Annotated in this window: 12 protein-coding genes and 1 pseudogene; 1 reads left to right on the forward strand and 12 read right to left on the reverse strand. The window is 31.9% G+C overall.

Going from position 1 to position 19,167, the window contains the following annotated elements:
• Window positions 1-15: 15 nt before the first annotated feature.
• A complete protein-coding gene (locus DKT72_RS03150) occupies window positions 16-2,298 on the forward strand; it encodes a GH92 family glycosyl hydrolase (protein WP_111307265.1) in 2,283 nt (760 codons plus the stop codon).
• Between the two features lie 82 nt (window positions 2,299-2,380).
• Here the strand turns inward: DKT72_RS03150 and tnpA are convergent.
• The 12 genes and pseudogenes from tnpA to DKT72_RS03200 form a co-directional block, all read right to left on the reverse strand.
• Window positions 2,381-2,807, reverse strand: a pseudogene (gene tnpA, locus DKT72_RS18810) (IS200/IS605 family transposase).
• Between the two features lie 164 nt (window positions 2,808-2,971).
• Window positions 2,972-5,386, reverse strand: a complete 2,415-nt coding sequence (locus tag DKT72_RS03160) for an alpha-L-rhamnosidase-related protein (protein WP_111307266.1) — start codon at window positions 5,384-5,386, stop codon at window positions 2,972-2,974.
• A 134-nt stretch (window positions 5,387-5,520) separates the two neighbouring features.
• Window positions 5,521-6,444, reverse strand: coding sequence for an ROK family protein (locus DKT72_RS03165; protein ID WP_111307267.1), 924 nt, complete (start codon window positions 6,442-6,444; stop codon window positions 5,521-5,523).
• Between the two features lie 126 nt (window positions 6,445-6,570).
• Window positions 6,571-6,768 carry a hypothetical protein gene (locus tag DKT72_RS03170; RefSeq protein ID WP_111307268.1) on the reverse strand — a complete coding sequence of 66 codons (198 nt, stop codon included), beginning with the start codon at window positions 6,766-6,768 and terminating at the stop codon, window positions 6,571-6,573.
• A 15-nt stretch (window positions 6,769-6,783) separates the two neighbouring features.
• Window positions 6,784-8,988: a GH92 family glycosyl hydrolase gene (locus DKT72_RS03175; protein WP_111307269.1), complete on the reverse strand. Its 2,205-nt coding sequence runs from the start codon at window positions 8,986-8,988 to the stop codon at window positions 6,784-6,786.
• On the reverse strand, window positions 8,985-9,500 hold the full coding sequence (locus DKT72_RS03180) for a glycoside hydrolase family 125 protein (protein WP_111307270.1): 516 nt from the start codon (window positions 9,498-9,500) through the stop codon (window positions 8,985-8,987). Before DKT72_RS03180 ends, DKT72_RS03175 begins: the two co-directional genes overlap by 4 nt.
• Before the next feature lie 212 nt (window positions 9,501-9,712).
• The gene (locus DKT72_RS03185) at window positions 9,713-10,747 is read right to left on the reverse strand and encodes a LacI family DNA-binding transcriptional regulator (protein WP_111307271.1); all 1,035 of its coding nucleotides are present in this window, start codon (window positions 10,745-10,747) and stop codon (window positions 9,713-9,715) included.
• 780 nt (window positions 10,748-11,527) lie between these two features.
• Entirely contained in the window at window positions 11,528-11,650 is a 123-nt protein-coding gene (locus tag DKT72_RS18590; RefSeq protein WP_262510063.1) for a hypothetical protein, read from the reverse strand.
• A gap of 4 nt (window positions 11,651-11,654) precedes the next feature.
• Entirely contained in the window at window positions 11,655-13,949 is a 2,295-nt protein-coding gene (locus DKT72_RS03190; RefSeq protein ID WP_111307272.1) for a GH92 family glycosyl hydrolase, read from the reverse strand.
• Between the two features lie 327 nt (window positions 13,950-14,276).
• Complete coding sequence (locus DKT72_RS18895) at window positions 14,277-14,423, reverse strand: glycoside hydrolase family 78 protein (protein ID WP_502243702.1); 147 nt, start codon at window positions 14,421-14,423, stop codon at window positions 14,277-14,279.
• 902 nt (window positions 14,424-15,325) lie between these two features.
• Window positions 15,326-16,756, reverse strand: coding sequence for a glycoside hydrolase family 125 protein (locus DKT72_RS03195; RefSeq protein ID WP_111307273.1), 1,431 nt, complete (start codon window positions 16,754-16,756; stop codon window positions 15,326-15,328).
• A 13-nt stretch (window positions 16,757-16,769) separates the two neighbouring features.
• On the reverse strand, window positions 16,770-19,103 hold the full coding sequence (locus DKT72_RS03200; RefSeq protein WP_111307274.1) for a GH92 family glycosyl hydrolase: 2,334 nt from the start codon (window positions 19,101-19,103) through the stop codon (window positions 16,770-16,772).
• Window positions 19,104-19,167 lie beyond the last annotated feature (64 nt).

A 19,167-nucleotide genomic window follows, 5' to 3' on the forward strand; every position in this document is an offset into this window, starting at 1 on the left:
TAAAATATTAGTGATATGAAAATCAAATTATTAGTTATTGTTTCCTTTTTTGTTATGCTTTGTATAACTGCACAGCAAAAAACAATAAACTTAGCAGATTATGTCAATACCCTACAAGGTACCAATTCTAAACATGAATTAACTAGAGGAAATACTTATCCTACTACAGCACTTCCTTTTGGCATGCATACCTGGACCCCACAAACCGGAAATAATGGAGATGGTTGGAAATATCAATATTTTAAAGAAACCATAAGAGGCTTTCAACAAGCACATCAATGCAGTTCATGGAGTAACGATTATGCTGTTTTTTCTTTAATGCCTGTTACAGGAAAACTTACTTTAAATGAAAATGATAGAGCTACCAGATTTAGTCATGAAAATGAAATAGCAAAACCATACTACTATAAAGTACTATTAGATAATGGCATTACTACAGAAATAGCCCCCACAGAACGCGGAGCCCATTTACGCTTTCAATTTCCAAAAGGCAAGGATGCTTTTTTAGTTTTAGATGGATATACGGGTTTAAGTGAGGTGCGTATCGATGTAAAAAAACATCGTATTACAGGCTATGTCAATAATGGTCGTGGTATGCAACGTTTCGATGGAAATTTCAAGAACTATTTTATCATTCAGTTTGACAAACCTTTTAATATACAGGGCATATGGGATAATACTTCAAACGAAAAATGGGATGATAAACTATACGGGGAAGGAAAAGGTATTGGAGCTTATTTGAAATTTAAACAAGGGCAAAAGATACAAGCCAAAATAGCTTCTTCCTATATCAGTATAGCACAGGCTGAGTTGAATTTGACATCAGAATTAGGAACCCATAAAAACCTAGAAAAAACTAAAGAATTAGCCAAAAAGGCTTGGAATAAACAACTTAATAAAATAGTAGTAGAAGGTGGTACGAAAGAACAATTTAAAACCTTCTATTCTTGTTTCTTTAGAGCCAGTTTATTTTCTAGGAAGTTCTATGAATTGAACGATAATGGGGAACCCTATTATTACAGCCCTTATGATGGTAAAATACATAAAGGATATATGTATACCGACACAGGTTTTTGGGACACATTTAGAGGGCAATTTCCATTAAATGCATTAATGGAACCCACCATGCATGGTCGCTATGTAGCAGCGTTATTAGAAGCGTATGAGCAATGCGGTTGGCTCCCATCATGGTCCTTCCCTACTGAAGCTGGAAGTATGATTGGTAATCATGCCATTTCATTACTAGCAGATGCTTGGGCAAAAGATTTAAAAACATTTGACCCACAAAAAGCTTTAGATGCTTATTTTCATGAAGCTACAAATAAAGGCCCTTGGGGTCCTGCCAATGGTCGTGATGGCTGGAAAGAATATTTTACTTTAGGCTATGTTCCCTACCCTGAGGTTAGAGAAGCAACGGCTAAAACTTTGGAATATGCTTATGATGATTTTTGTGGTTATGCATTAGCAAAAATGACAAACAATAAATTTTATCAGAATATCTTTTCACAACAAATGTATAATTACAAAAATGTTTTTGACCCTAAAGTTGGTTTTATGAGGGGAAAACAAAAAGATGGAAAATGGGTTCCAAATTTTGACCCTTATGAATGGGGAGGCCCTTTTACCGAAGGAAATGCATGGCATTACTTATGGTCTGTTTTTCAAGATCCAAAAGGATTGATTGATTTAATGGGAGGTGAAGAAAATTTCAATAAAAAATTAGATTCAGTTTTTACAGTCCCCAATACGGTACATGTTGGTACCTATGGAGGAAAAATACATGAAATGACTGAAATGGAAATGGCTAATATGGGACAATATGCACATGGCAATCAACCTATACAGCATATGCCTTACCTATACAATTACTCTGGACAACCATGGAAAGCACAATATAAAATCAGGGAAATCATGGAAAAGTTATATAATTCTTCTGAAAATGGATATCCAGGTGATGAAGATCAAGGTCAAACCTCTTCCTGGTATGTACTTAGTGCCATGGGTTTTTATAGTGTATGTCCAGGAACAAACGAATATGTTATAGGAAGTCCTGTTTTTGAAAAAACGACCATTAACCTTGAAAATGGAAAAAAATTCGTTATTAATGCCAAGGGAAATTCTACAACAAATGTATATATTCAATCCGCGGAATTGAATAAAACTAATTATACCCGTAATTATATTACCTATCAAAATTTAGTAGCTGGCGGTACGTTAAACCTTGAGATGAGTGCTGCCCCAAATACCTCTCGAGGAACGGGTAAGGAAGATTATCCTTACTCCCTTTCAAACGAATAAAACTAAAATTAGTTTGAGTTAGTTGCTATCTTGAATACTTACAATATTTTAATGAACTACCTCTAGGCAAGCATACAAGTTATCAAAATAATTTTAACTGTGAAGTATGTGCTTTTCCTTGTCCTTGAACATATTTCTTAATAACCTTCTCATTTGGTATATTGACCAACTGTATTAATGTAATACACTAGTCCAAAATCCCTCCCATAAAACCTTTTTATCTCTGAATGCAACCTAAATATCTCTCTGCCGTCAAACTCTTAACTGTATATTTGAAATTTTCTTCGCAGACATCATTGGAACACTTTGAATCAAAAAATGAACGTGATCATCATCATATCCTATCTCTAAAAAATGTATCCCATAGCTTGCCGATATTTCTAAACATATTTCTCTCGTAACGTTTGTGAAACTTCTGCTGTCAAAACTTTTCTCCTATATTTTATAGAACAAACCAAATGATATAACAACAAACTTTTATTATGACCCTTATGAATATGATCACTCATAAAGTCAATTTCACATATCTTTACGATACACCCGACGCAAGAAGCGTTGGGGAATTCTAATGATTAAACTGATAAAATATATACTTATAAGTACCTTAGTTATTATAGCCATTGCTATGCTAAGTTGTCAAATAAGTGAAACTATTTTTATATGATATACAAATTTACTCTGTTATTGAAGTGAAAACCCAAGAACCAGACGTAACTTTAAAAGAAACATATTGATTATCGTCTTTATAAAAACTAAGACCTTTTACTTCCTTTAAAGGTTTTCCGTTTCTCCAAACAACTACATCTCCGACTTTTATTTCTTTAACACCATTTCCAGAGTCAAACACATGTTTAGGAATACCTACTACTCCAACTGTCTTTTCAGGCAAAATCAATGTTTGTGTAAAAGTCATATCTGTAATGTTACAAGATGCCTTGATCACTCCAAAGGGCGTAGGCAAAGTACCCGAAACTTGTTTTAAATCTCCCATTTTAGGTGAAAAGTTAAACTCTGAATATGCGACCTTTAATGGACTAATTCCTAAAATACCAGTACTTAAATGAAATATAGGACCAGCAGACCAAGCATGATTGTTACTGTTCTTTGCTGGAAATTCTTCCCATAAAGTAGATGACCAACTATTAATCATTTCCGAATAACGGTTTCTCATCCTAACAAGTGTGGCTTTAGGATCAAGTTCCATCATAGCCATTTCAACATACATTTCCTGAAAAGGACTAGCATCATATCTTGTATTCAAAACTTTCAATACATCTTCCCTTTTAGAGTCTTCAACCATTCCTGCCAAGACTGCCCAAGCATTACTCCTATCGTCTATTACAGAAGATTGCTTTGTTCCATTTCTATGAAATACGTAAGCTTTGGCAGTATTATTCCAAAAATATTTATTGAAATTCTCTTTAACTTTTGTTTGTAAGGTTTTGTAATAAGACTTATCAGATTCATGTCCTAATAAATCAGCAATATTCATTACTGCATCCAAAAGCAATATATAACTTGCATTTACCACCGTATTTGTACTACCGACAACTATATCTTTATTATCTCCCCAGTCTATCCAGTTCCATGGACCAGATTGTAAAACAAGCATTCCGTCACTATTAGTGGTACTGTTACAATAATCAATATACTTTTTAATATTTGGATAAAGTTCTTCTAACAAATCTTTATCTTCAGAATACATATAATATTTCCATAGCATTGCTACTGCAGTTATATTCTGGTCTGGCAGATGAAACTCAATCCCTGGGGCAGTTGTATAAAGAGAGCCGTCTGGTTTTTGAGTGTTCATTAATTCACGGTATGCTTTTCTGCTTAATAGATTACTTCTTGTGTCATATAAACAAAAAGAATATAGAATCTGTTCAGAAACATCTCCCCACCATTGTCCCCTTTCTCGATTAGGACAATCAAAATACATATCACGCATACATACAATAGATGTATTTTTACATTTAGTCCACAAAGTATTTAAATCTGTATCGTTTGATGAAAACTCTCCAAGTATATCTGCATTATAACTGGTCTGTCGAAATTTCACATTTAACAATTTCACAGGTTCTTTTACATTTGAAAATTCATATCTAACATTATGACTACTTGAGTTTTGCCATGCAAAACACTCAAACTCTTGAATTCCTTTTTTAGTAATATATTCTTGATGATAAAAATCGTTTAATACAATTCTTATTTTAACTCCTGCAGGCGCATCAACTTTAAGATAAGGTGTGCCTTGTATATTAATGCCCAGATCTCCTACTACAGTAGTGTTTTCAGTGATATTGGTATTCTGTAATTCTGATTGATTTAGGTATGGTGTTAACCCATAATCTTTCCAAAAAGGGATGGTACGATATACAAGATGATTCCAAGGTGCCACCGTAGGATTCCCTTTAGAAATTGCTTGGTTCCATGAAGTATCATTATAATCGTACGCTTTCCAGTTACCCAATTCCTTTTGAGCATTATAAACTACTGGCCATGCAACCCACTTATAAGATCCATCTGGGTTCTTTAATTGTTCCGTGGCAGCAAAAGCTGGGTTGATTTTGACTTTCCATGTGGCATCAGAAATGATTAATGGAATATTTGAATCAGATAATTTTGATTGAAAAAGAAACCCTCCCTGATCTACGGTTATTTGCGAATAACTGTTTTCACCTCCTTTATACCACACAAGTGCCGCAATGATGTTCTCTCCCTTTTTAAGGTAGGGAGCTAAATCAACTTCATCATAATATGTATTTGTTAAATCTGGACGACCGTCTAAACCACCATCTCTAATGACCAATGAATCATTAACATATAACCAATATTTATTTTCAGCAGCAATTTGGGTTATTGCTCTTTTAGGTTTAGATGTTAATGTTATTTTTTTTCTTAATGATAACCATGTGTTATTTGGCCCTTTGGCAGATGTCCAAATCCAATTTGCCGTCCAATCAGTTGGCACTTTTGTTTTCTGTGAACTTGCTATTTTTGGGCTACAACTTATTAAAATAGAAAATAAAACAACTATAATTGATATTCTTGATATTCTTGATATAGAATTTTGGGTGTATTTCATTATTAATGATTATTTAAATGTATTAAATAGTAAAACTAATTAACTCATATAATATTACTATCCTGCACTATACTGAATTTATAGCTTTTATAAAATATGAATTAAAAAAGGATGTGCAACAGAACCCATATTTTTTATAATACTGGCAATGCATCTTTTATCTTTTCCCAAAAATTTTCATTAAAAAGATACGATGCTCCTATTAAATTTGCCTCTTCTGAATTTGGAATGATGGTTACGGGTATATCTACGCCTTTATTTTTCCATAATTCCAAAACTCTTGGCAAAAACAATTGGTGTGCTTTGGTAATGCTACCTCCTATTAAAAGTAAATCAGTATTGAAATCTGAGAGAAAGGGTAGCATAAATTCTGCTAAATTATTCGAGAACTCATCAAATACCTGTTGGGTATATTTATCATTAAGATAAACAATATCTTTCACTCCTTTAATTTCTGATTTACCAGAAAGAAAACAATATCTAGAAACAAACCATCTTGTTGAAAAATAATTATCAGCAATATCATTTTTATAAACCTTATCCCACAGACAACCTCCTTCGGGGACTAAATCGTCATCAGCAATAGGTAAATTGTCTTTTAAAAAAGCCGCTCCGAAGCCCGTGCCAATTGTTATTGCAACTACTTTTCGTTTTTCTTTAAATTCATTCGTTAATTTACCACCAAGACCAAAGGAAGAGGCATCATTTAAAAAGCGCAGTGACACATTTTCTGCATTCAAATAAGAAATCAATTCATTGACCACTGAAACTTGATAAAGTGATTCATATTTGTCATTTTTTTTAAACATGGCCTTTCCTGTCCTATACTCAAAAGGACCAGGCATTGCAAATCCAATACATATAGTTTCTTTAGCATTTGTTAGGCTTATCGTTTTGTTGATCACCTTAGCCCAATCTTTAAAAACTGAATCTTTACTTGCTTTGCTGTTTACTGAACCTCTAAAATAGGTTCCTGAAATTATTTTATAAGTGGTTGTATCTACTGCTGCACTTGTGATATGGCTTCCACCAATATCAACTCCAATGGTTATTGACATAAAAAATAAATTTACTTAATACTAATCTTTTGTTTTAGTTTTGTTCTGTATAAAATTCAGTAATAATGGGAATGCGGGATAGGTCATATCATGACTAATCTATTAAACCTCCCCCATGAAACCACACTATAACTGGCATTTTCTTTTTACCTCTGCCTCTGTGTAATACACCTCCAAAAGACCCATCTTTTTCTGATATGCTGTGGTATTTACTAAAGACTCATCTGGATAAAATATGGCATCTGCCCGTTTGTATTCAATATTTTGTGCGCTTAACCATAAAGAAAATAAAAGCGGTAAAAAATAAATAAGGATTTGTTTCATAATTTAAAATATAGATTATTCTATTTCTGTTTCAATATTAAGGGTTCCACCTTTTTTAAATAATGAATAGGGCACAAAGTAACTTTCTAGCTTTTCTCCATTTGTCTCTATTGTTTTTAATTTCCGAGTGTTTCCTGTTCTTGAAATGGTTAATTCGTTACCATTGTTCAACTGCCATTTAATCTCATCAAAAATTGGAATTGTCGTTAAGAACTCGTTATCTGCAGTAGATAATGGATATAGTCCTAATGCTGAAAACACATACCATGATGACATTTCTCCTGCATCATCCATCCCTGGTAAGGCACGTCCATAGGCTCCAACTCCATAATAATCTTTAAGAAGTTTATCTATAACTTCTTGCGATTTTTCAGGTTTATCAACAAAATAATAAGAAAATGGTGCTTCATGATCTGGCTGATTCCCATGGCAATACTGCCCCATAAAACCACAAACATTTCTTGCTATGTGATTGGGATTCCATGGGACTGTAAATAATGAATCCAATTTCCTTTCAAATTGATCTTTGCCTCCATATAAATCAACTAAGCCAGACATATTATGAGGAACATAGAAAGACAATTGCCATGCGTTTGCCTCTCTATACATATATTCGTAATAAGGGTATTGGGGATTAAAAGGTGTAATCCAGTCACCATTCTCTAGTCGTCCTCGCATAAAATGGGTCTTATGGTCAAACACGTTCTTGTAATTTTCAGATCGTTTCATTAAATCTTTAGCATGTTCAGAATCCCCTAATTTGTTTGCCAAAAGACTTAAGGCATAATCATCATGTGCAAATTCCAAGGTTTTTGAAACTCCTGCACTTGATACTGTTTCTACATGAGGGTTTTTAATATCTAGATCGGATATATATCCTTTTGCTATATACTCAGCAATATGTGGTCTTGTACCTCCTTCTTTATAGGCATTATTCAATAAGAGTTCATAAGCTTTTTGAATATCAAAATTAGTAATTCCTTTAAAATAGGAACCTGCAATAAATGGGGCTGCGTGATCTCCATGAAAAAAGGTAGGCATAAAGCCCATAATCGTTCCGCGATCTACCATACTTTGAATAACATTCCCTGCTAGTTCTGGGCGTAGCATTCCTAACAATACCAATTTATTTCTATAGGTATCCCATAACGAGGGCAAGGTGTAATACTTAAAGTTCTCTTTTCGAATCATACCCGCTTCATCTGAAAATTCTCCATTTATATCGCTCCTTAATGCCGGCCACAAAAAAGATCGGTACAGAGAACTATAAAAGAGTTCTTTTTCTCTTTCTGAGCCTCCTTTAATTTTTATTCTAGACAGTAATCTATGCCATTCTTGATTTCCTTCGGAATGAATTTCATCAAAAGATTTGTTTCCAATCTCGTCATTAAGATTTTCTTTTGCATTTTTTGTACTTACAAATGACAATCCTATCTTTAAAGTAACTGCCCCATAATCACCATTTTTGAGGTGAACCATTGCATATCCATTTTCGTTAATGTTTTTGATATCTAATGTTGTTATTTCTTGGTTTGTAACAACATAAAAATACACTTTATCCCTACCCATATTTTGAACACCTTCCAATTCATGATTTCCTATTTTATTGATCTTCCAATCAACAACATGATTATTTGCTTTACTTAGGTCAAATAAAATACGCTTGTCATCATTGTTTTCAAAAGTATACTCGTGTATGCCACATCGCAAGGTAGAACTCAATCTCACATTCACTTTGAAATTTTCTAGATAGACTTGATAATAGGCAGGGGATGCTACTTCTCTTTCATGTGAAAATTTCGATTTATAAGGATACGTTTTTGATCCTGAGACAGGCAAAACAGGAATATTACACAAATTCCAATGTCCCTTGTTTGTGTGCGTAAAACCTAAAATTTCTGTGTCTTCATATTGATAACCCGCACCCGTATGGTATTCTGTTATGGGACTCAATTGAACCATGGCATTAGGTAAAGAAGAGCCAGGAAATACTAAGCCTGCCCATACTCTCCAATCTTTTGGAGGTGAATAACCAATTAACTTAGTATCTGTTAAAGGTGCCGTTCCTAAAAAAGGATCTACATATTTTGTGGGATTTTCCACAAAATATGCTACGTTTTTATCTTGCTTTTTTTCTTTATCTTCATTTTTTTGCTGGCAGGATAAAATAGGGGATCCTATTAATAGAAAAAAAATGACTCGATTAAGTGAATGCTTCATTTTGAAATATGATTAAAACAATAACTCAAGTTTTCTTGATAGGCTTTCCATAAAAACTCTCTAAATAAGGTGTTGGCATAAGGGACTTTAATGATATACTGTGTTTGGGTATTGCCTACTCCTGCTATTAGTTTTTTTAATTCATAATCTTTGTCTACAAATGCCATATAGGGCATAGCCTGGGCAGAGCTATCTCTCAGCCACATGATATCGATATCACTTATTATTCTATAAGTATGGATGTTTCCATTACTTTCAGAGAAGTTCACCGTTCTATCCAAGGTGTTTGGGAAGCAATTGTTGATCCCTTTCTTTAGTTCTTCTTCTTTTACATTTTTTTGAAATTCCTTTATGGCATCTTCCATATTTTTATTTTCAAAATGTCTTTCTGGTTTAGGTAATCTAATTGCAGGAAATTCGTTTAGAGGGCTTGACGTCGTTAAATAGATTGAATTCACCATGGATAAACCTCCTAAAATTACTGTACCCCTTAAAAATTTCCTTCTTTGCATAATTGTTTAATTTGCTAATTAAAAATACTTGAAGTTAGATTCTTTATTGTTTCCTATAAGACACATTAATTTATTTCTACAATATTAAGTAAATCGATTTAGTAAACATATAAAAAATATTTTTTATTTTGTTTATTAAACAATACTTATATAAAAATGATTTGAAGCTAATCTAGAAAAACTTTAAAAGTCTAATTTTAAAATATCACTAATTAATTATCCCTATGAGAGGAACTTCTAATTATAAGATTTGTTTTTAACTTAATCTGAGTAATCGGAGAACTCTTTATGTCGTTTTTAAGCAAAGATAGCATTAAACTCATAAGAGTTTGAGCAATTTCAGTAAATGGTTGAGATACTGCAGAAATAGATGGTCTATATATTTCAAAAAAGTCTAAATCATCAAAAGTTATAATCCCTAATTTATTTATATAATCAGGAAAATTTTCATTTAAAACCTTCAACCCACTTAAGGCCAAATAGTTTGTAGCAAAATATAATGCATCTAAATCAGGTGTTTTTTCTAAAAATCCTTGAATACTACTTTTCTTGGCTCCATCAGTTAAATGGATATCCTGACGTGATATTTTTATTATATTTTCTTCTAAGCCAGCTTCAAAAATGGCTTCTTTATACCCTTCAAGCCTGTCTATCATTTGGGTTTGTTCTACATCCGTTAAAATAAATCCAATATTCTTAAACTTATTATCTATCAGGTGCCTAGTGGCATTATATGAAGCCTCTTTATTATTTACGACTACGTAATTAGTATCTAATTCTGGAAAATAACGATCAAAAAGTATTACAGGAATCCCTTCTTCTATTAGTTCTTCAATTTTTGACTTTATTCCTGGAGATGGTATAATAATATAACCATCTATCTGCGTGTCTTTAAATAAATCTATTAAATCTATTGATTTTTCATCATTATTTTCATGACTACAAAACAAAACTTTATACCCCTTCTTATAAGCGATATCTTCCATAATTCTCGCTAGTTTTGCGAAAAAATAATTAGAAATGTCTTCAACCATAAAAACTATGATTTTCGATTTTCCTGTTCTTAAACTTTGAGCTGTATGATTTGGCTTATAGTTTATTTTTTTAGCGTACTTTAATATTTTATTTGTTACAGCTTCTGATATTTTTTTTTCTTGAGCTTTACCATTAAGCACAAAAGATACTGTAGTCACTGAAACTCCATTAGCGGCGGCAATATCTTTAATAGAATATCGTTTGTTTTTCATTTAAATTAGATAACATTATAATCTTTGACTATTCAAATATTAAAAATACCACAATAACACTTAAATAAAAACATAACGTAATACAATAATTCCTGTAAAAAATTAAACAACTTATATTCAGTTATTTAAAACAACTCTTTGTTTACCAATTAATATTTTGAATCTTTATTTTTTATACTTAGTATTTTATATTTAGTAAAAACACTTAAACCATAACGGGTAATTTAAAAAAAACAGAAAAGTGGTAAAATAAATGAAAAATTTACCTCAGAAATATTCATGATTCTAACATCTGCCAATCCATTTCTTCCCATATCTATAATGAGAACATTATTTTTGGCATTAAAGCTCCTCCTACTATTTTACCGCAGAACCAACTTTAAATTGCTCTCTGTTAAATTCCCTAAGGCAATTCCATAAATTGTTGGAAGCATTAATGCGATCATACAAAAATAGCCATTTGTCCTTAGTTTCTTCTAAATAGAAAACTTTAATAGCTTATCGAAGGCTTGTACCATAGTATCTTTAACAGTATTTGCAATACCATAAAGCAAAAAAAAGACGTAACAAGTATAAATGGGAATCATGTTTTTTTTGGCATTACAGATATGCCCGTTTGTTCGTCCATATTATAACATATATAATTAAAAAGTTAATTTAGTAAATCCTTTTACTAAATTTGATAAAAAATTAATGACCTCTGCTTACTTTCCTAAAATTTGGATAACTATTTTTTTGATTTTAATTACAACTTAAAGAATTTCCTAAACAACATTTGAGTTATTTTATAGACTTATCATCTGGTATTAAACCATATATCCAATTAAAAACATCTTTTAAAAGGTCTTTATATGTGTCAATGATTTCTTTTAAACTTTGTGAATCATTATCTTTATATGTCAATCTTTTATTTTAATATAATAGGTGGTTTTTCATAATTAGCCATATCTTTATTCGGTTTAGGTCCCATAAAGAACTCTATTTTACCCCCTAAGACTATATCCTTATGTATTATAAAATTCTTTCTGTATCTTTTTCCATTTAAAATAATCTTTTGGATGTAGATGTTTTTATTTCCTCTATTATGGGTAAGTACTTCAAAGGTTTTTCCATTAGATAAATTAATTCTAACATTTTTAAGTTGTGGAGACCCAAAAGAATAAACATTATTAGCAGGATTAACTGGATAAAAACCCATAGCTGAAAAGATATACCATGCTGACATTTGTCCACAATCTTCATTTCCAGAATATCCAGAAGGCTCCGTGGAATATAAATCATTAATAATTTTATTAGTATAGAACTGTGATTTCCAAGGAGTATTGGTATAGTTGTATAAATAAGCTATATGATGACTTGGTTCATTTCCGTGGGCATACTGACCAATAAAACCTGATGCATTTCCATTTACATCATCTGATTTAGCTTCTAAAGTAAAAAACGTATCTAGCTTTGCTGTGAATTGCTTTTCTCCTCCAAACATCTGCTCAAAAACATATATATCATGAGGTACATACCAGAGATATTGCCAAGCATTTCCTTCAGTAAAAGAGTAACCTCCGTTCCCGCCATATTTCAAAGGGGAAAAAGGTTCAATCCAATTTCCGTCACTATTCTTTGCTCTAAAAAAACCGATGCTTGAATCAAATAAATTTTTATAATCTTCACTCCTTTTGATGAAATGTTCAAAATCCTTTTTAAAGCCTAACCCTTTTGCCATGTGTGCAACACACCAATCATCATAAGCTATTTCTAAAGTAATGGATACGGATTGAGTTTCTATATTTTCTGGAAAATACCCATATTTTTCCAAAACATTAAAAGCAGAATTCTGATGAGAAATACTAGAGGATGCTTTTATAGCTTTATAAGCCAAATCATAATCTATATTTGGAATTTTCTTATTATAAGCATCAACAATAACAGGAATGGCATGATTCCCAATCATACAATAAGTTTCCTTACCCCATAATTGCCATATAGGTAAACAACCATAATCATTGTAATATCTAAGCATTGAATTAATAAAATCTGCCGAGCGTTTTTCTTGGGTTATCGTAAATAAAGGATGAGCTGCTCTATAGGTATCCCAAAGCGAAAATGTACTGTAATATTTTTTGTCTGGTGTATTTTTTAATTCTCCATTACTATTAATATAATCGCCATTTACATCAGCAATATTATTAGGGTGAATAAATGTATGATACAAAGACGTATAGAATATTTCTTTTTGATCTTCACTACCCTCAATATCTATAACAGACAACTCTTTATCCCATTGTTTTTTTGCTTCAGTTTTTACATCATTAAAATTAAAATCCTGAATTTCAGCATGTAAATTATTTTTGGCTCCTTCATAACTTACTGAAGATAATCCAACTCTTACTACCAAAGGTTTTTTATTTTTATCAAAACCAATGATTGTTTTTAAATTCTGATGGTTGGCTATTTTTTCATCAGTATAAATTCTAGATCCCGCTTTAATCACAGATGTAATGAATGGTCTAGAAAATTCTGCCCTAAAATAAACTTTACGAAGATTAGCCCAACCAGTAATCGAGCGATATCCTTCAATAGTATAATCATCAATAATTCTAATTTGAGCATCAATAATTTTGCAAGACCAATAAGGTCTTTTTTTATCTAAAGAATGATTTAAATCTATAATAATAGAAAATGGCTCATCCGTTTCACTTGTGTATTTATGCACACCACAGTGTTCGGTTGCAGATACCTCTACCTTAATTTGAGGATCATTCAAAAAGACACTGTAATAACCAGGTGATGCTATTTCGTTTTCATGGCTAAACAAGGAGCTATAGCCTTGTTGATCTCCCTCATCGTTTGCATTCCATTTTTGTTCTCCTCTAAAAGGCATAAACAAAAAATCAAATAAATCTGCTACACCAGTACCACTAAGATGGGTATGGCTAAAGCCTACAATCTTATTATCAGCATAATCATATCCACTACAAGGATCATCAGGGGAGTCTTCAGTATCTGGACTCAATTGGACAAATCCAAAGGGAACAACTGCTCCTGGAAAATTACTCCCAGATAGACTTAAACTATCTATGGAACCTGTTCCAATAATCGGATTTACATACTTTGAGTTTTCTGTTTTTCCTGATTGAACCTGAGCTACAGCATAAAGCTGTACAAGCAAAATAAATGTAATTAAGGTAAATTGTTTTCTATTCATTTTTATTACGTCTTAATATTTTTAGTTTCGAATATTTGATTTATTATCCTATAGTATTCTATGTGCCTATAATAAAAGCTCTAGGTTTGAACGTTAGTATTTTTCCAAAGAAATCAAACATATTAAAATTAAAACTTCATTATGTGTTTTTATATGCTCTTTACCCTTTTTAAATCATTTTATTATTGAAAGAACTTGAACTGCTATATTTTACAATAAACACAAAACGAGTATAGGTTTTATTCAGTCGTTAAAGGTTGGATTGATTTAACTTTTTTAACTATCTCAAATTATTTATGTTGTAAAATCCCTGTTTCTTTTACTAATCTAAACTTGATAAACTGTTTGCTTTTTATTTCGATTTTGAGAAGAAAGCATCCAAGTTAATTTTGGATTTATGTTTTCAATCCCAATCGGATTTACTTTATTTCTAAAATAGGGTTGTTCATCCTTTATTTGGCAAAAGATGCAAATGTTATATCTCCCAAAATATTAATTATAGAAATTTTTGGGTACTCTTTTGAAATCATGTTATTCTAGCATTCTTGTATGTTAAAAAACAGTATTAAACTTATTTTCAGTCTGTTATTATTATTTCAAACCGTAGTTTGGTTCAATTATATATACTTTTCCTCCATCAACACTAACAGCAGCAGCATCTGAAATCTTGTTATTATATACAAATCCATACCCCCTTTTGTAGTGTTAGAATGTAGTACAAAGGCATAGTATAATCCTTTTTAACATCTATATTATGTTTAAATGAAAAAGTTTTTGGCAGACCTCTCAAACATCTTAGATTCAATATTTTTGATACACGAAAAACTTAAAGAAAATAATAACAAGTACAATAAAATGAGTTGGTTCGCATTGATGACATGAAAATCTTATTTATTCTTATACCAAGTCCTATACAACAATTCATTTTTCGAATTAAAATATTAGTATGGATTTTGTCTATTCTATTGCTTGGGCACTTTTTATTTAAATTTTATTTATACTACGGGGTATACCAAGCATCAAATATAAAATATGAAGTTATGAAAGGTGTCCTGTACTATCGTGAAATATACTTTGTTTACTAATAAATTGTTCAAGTGAGTCTGATAAAATCAGACTCACAAAATTTTCAGAATCCTAATTTTGTAAAGAAATCAGGATCAAAACACTTAGCTTTGACTAAAGGCTTTGATAGTTTAAAAGGTGTTCTTTTTATTTTTTTGTAACAATTCCAATATGCTTTCGTAATTTACTTTTAAGTTGTTCATAACTCATTTTCTATTACGGAAACATCTCACTGATTATCAATAACGTGGATAACTATTTTATTTTAAATCATAAAGCGTAAAAGGTGGATATAATTAAACATTAACTAATTACAATTTTAATAATTCTGGTTCACTTTTATAAGTTTTCCAAAGTAACTCACCAAAAAGAGTGTTGGCCCAGGCAAACCATGGCCTTGAAAAGTTTTTTGGGTCATCTTTATGAAAGGATTCATGCATAAATCCAGTATCTCCGTGAGTAGCTTTTAAAACTTGTATGCAATTTTTTATTTCTTTTGGATCCGTACTTGTCAAACCATGCATTATAATCGACATAGGCCAAATCATGTCCATTCCAACATGTGGGCCTCCAATACCTTCAGCCGCTTTACCTTTAAAAAAGAAAGGATTCGCTTCTGACCAAACAAATTTTCTTGTGTTTTGATAAATAGGATCATTTACGTCAATTGCATCTAAATAGGGAAGTGACAACAAGCTAGGTACATTGGCATCATCCATTAACAGTTGGCTTCCGTAACCGTCTATTTCAAAAGCATAAATCTCTCCATATTTTGGATGCTTTACTTTTCCATAATCTTGTAATGCCTTAGATACTTCATCACTTAGGCTTCTTAATTCTCTCGATAGATCCGTATCGCCTACTATTTTTTCCATCATTTCTGCAGCTTGATTCAGACTAACAACTGCAAAAAAGTTAGAAGGAATCAAGAAAGAAAATACCGTTGAGTCATCACTTGGTCTAAAGGCAGAACAAATTAAACCAATGGGTTTAACTGGGTAACCATATCCATTAAGTGTTCTCGTATCTGTTCCATGTGGTGTTGTCCTTTCAAAATGATAAGGGTTTTCACCATTTTTTTGTTGCTGATCGATAAAAACTTTTAAAACTGTCTTTATTGCTTTTTGCCAATCTGCATCAAAAGGTGATATATCTCCTGTGGTTTTCCAATAATTAAATGCTAATCGAATCGGATAACATAAAGAATCTATTTCATATTTACGCTCATGAACTCCTGGCAGCATATTAGTATCATCTGTAGTCCACTCTCCTTTTTTATTCGGGTCATCATAAAATGCATTCGCATAAGGATCTTTAAGAATATACTGTGTTTGGGCATTGATAACACCAGCTATTAAATCTTTTAATTTATGGTCTTTGTCAGCAAATGCCATATAAGGCCATACTTGAGCAGAGCTATCTCGTAACCACATAGCATCAATATCACCAGTTATAACGTAGGTATGAGGATTTCCGTTTTTTCTGGAAAATGTCACAGTAGTATCTAATGTATTTGGAAAACAATTGTTAAATAGCCATGCAAGCTCATCGTCTTTTACATTTTCTTGAAACTCTTTAATAGTTTTTTCTATTATTGGGCTTTCAAAATTACGTTTACTCTTTAATCGTCTAACTACAGGAAATTTATTAATTCTGAAAGATTCAGCTACCATTCCAAAAGGATTAGCTAACGTTAAACCACCTAATAAAGCTGTATTCTGGATAAATTTTCTTCTTTTCATTATTTTATATTATTCAATTCACTTTTTTGTTTTTATTTGGGACATTAATCATGTAAAATATTAGCTCACCTCCATTCATAATGTCTCGATGTTTAATAAAATGAGAATCTAATAGTTTGCCATTAAGCTCCACCCTTTCCACAAAAACATTTTTATCAGATTGATTTTCTGCTACTATCTTAAACGTTTTCCCATTCTCTAAATTTAATATGGCTTCTTTAATCGCTGGACTTCCTAAAGCATAGTTTTCAGATCCAGGGGCAACAGGATAAAACCCTAATGAACTAAAAATATACCAAGCACTCATCTGACCAAAATCGTCATTTCCACCAAGACCATCTGGTTTTGCCTGGTACATGGTTTTTAAAATTAATCGTATTTTATCTTGTGATTTCCAAGGGGTATTTGTCCAATTGTATAAATAAGCTACATGGTGTGATGGCTCATTACCATGTACATAGTTTCCAATAATACCTTCACGTGTTATGTCTTCTGTGTTTTCAAAATACTTATCAGGCAATTCCATACTAAACAAAGAATCTAAGTGTGCAGAAAAATGCTCTTTACCACCCATCATAGAAATCATTTCAGCTGGATCATGAGGTACATATAAACTGTAGTTCCAAGAATTCCCTTCTATAAAACCTTGTCCATGTGTATCTAAAGCATCAAAATCTTCTTTAAAGCTACCATTGCTTAATTTAGGACGCATAAATCCTATTTTTTTATCAAAAACATTTTTGTAATTTTTAGAACGCTCTATAAATTCTTTGTAAATATCATCTTTTCCTAATTTTTTTGCTGCTTGCGCAATCGCCCAATCGTCATAGGCGTATTCTAACGTTTTAGACACCGAAGCTCCATTTTTATCTTCAGGAACATACCCCTTATCTATATAATACCCTAAGCCATCAAAATATCTTGTTCTTGCTGTTTGTACACATGCTTGTAACGCTTTTTCAGTATCAAAATTAGTGTTTCCTTTTACAATGGCGTCTGCAATTACTGCGGCACTATGATAGCCAATCATACACCAGTTCTCATTGGCGTAATGAGACCAAATAGGTAACATGCCATGGACACTTTGGCTTTGATGTGCCAACATAGAAGAAATCATATCAGAATTTCTTTTTGGTTGCAAAATATTGAATAATGGATGCAATGCTCTGTAGGTATCCCAAAGTGAAAAACTAGTATAATTAGTAAAATTTTCAGCTTTATGAGTATTCAAATCTAAGCCAGTATAGTTGTTATCAGAATCCATATAAACGGTTGGACCTAAAAAAGCATGGTACATGGCCGTGTAGAAGTTTATTTTTTCTTCTTTGCTATCGGATGCTATGGCTATTTTATTTAATTCTTTATTCCAAGCTAATTTAGCGTCCTCACGAATTTTTTCAAAATTCCAATTTGGAATTTCTTTTTTCATATTAGCCAAAGCCCCTGCTGTACTGACTGGAGATAATGCAAATTTAACTTGTATTTTTTCTTGGTCTTCAACATCGAAATCAAAGTGCATTCTGATTTTTTGACCTGCTATTTCCGGGAAATTCTCAGCTTCATTAAATTTTCCCCAAAAGCCATTATATGGTTGTTTATCGTACCGATATCTACCATAATTGGCAATGGGTTTACTGAATGACATGGCAAAATAAACACGTCTAGTCCTTGCCCATCCATTAGTTTGGCGATATCCTGTAATTAAAGTATCATTTTCTACTCTTACAAAAGTCCAAACATTTTTATCATCATAATTATAAATACCTGACATTAAATCTAAAATGATATGTGCTTTTTCATTTTTATTGAAGGTATATTGGTGCATACCAACTCTAGTTGAAGCTGTCATTTCTGCTTTAATATTATAATCTTCTAATAGCACACTATAATAACCAGGTGATGCTTTTTCGTTTTCATGAGAAAAACGAGAGCGATACCCGCTATCTGGATTTTCTTTAGTGCCAGGGTTTAATTTTAAGTCACCCGTTGTTGGCATGATTAGAAAATCACCCAAATCGGAATGTCCTGTTCCACTAAAATGGGTATGGCTAAAACCCACAATTGTATTGTCGTCGTATTGATATCCTGAGCAATATTTATAAACATCTGGGTTATAGTGGCCATCTATAGAATATGGAATGGTATCGGTATCTGGACTTAGTTGTACACTTCCAAAAGGAACTGTTGCACCAGGGTAGGTATGCCCCATTTTAGCCGTACCAATCATGGGGTCTACATATTGTGCGTAATCTTTCAATTTTATAGATTCTTTTGTATCATTTTTTTTGCAACTTATTAAACCCATAGTTAATATAAAAATAGCTTTTGCATATATATATTTATTCATATAAATCTTATTTACAAATTGAAAAAACTTGGGCTCTCTATATATTATTAACTAATTTTAAGAG

The organism is Confluentibacter sediminis (assembly GCF_003258355.1).
GTDB lineage: Bacteria > Bacteroidota > Bacteroidia > Flavobacteriales > Flavobacteriaceae > Confluentibacter > Confluentibacter sediminis.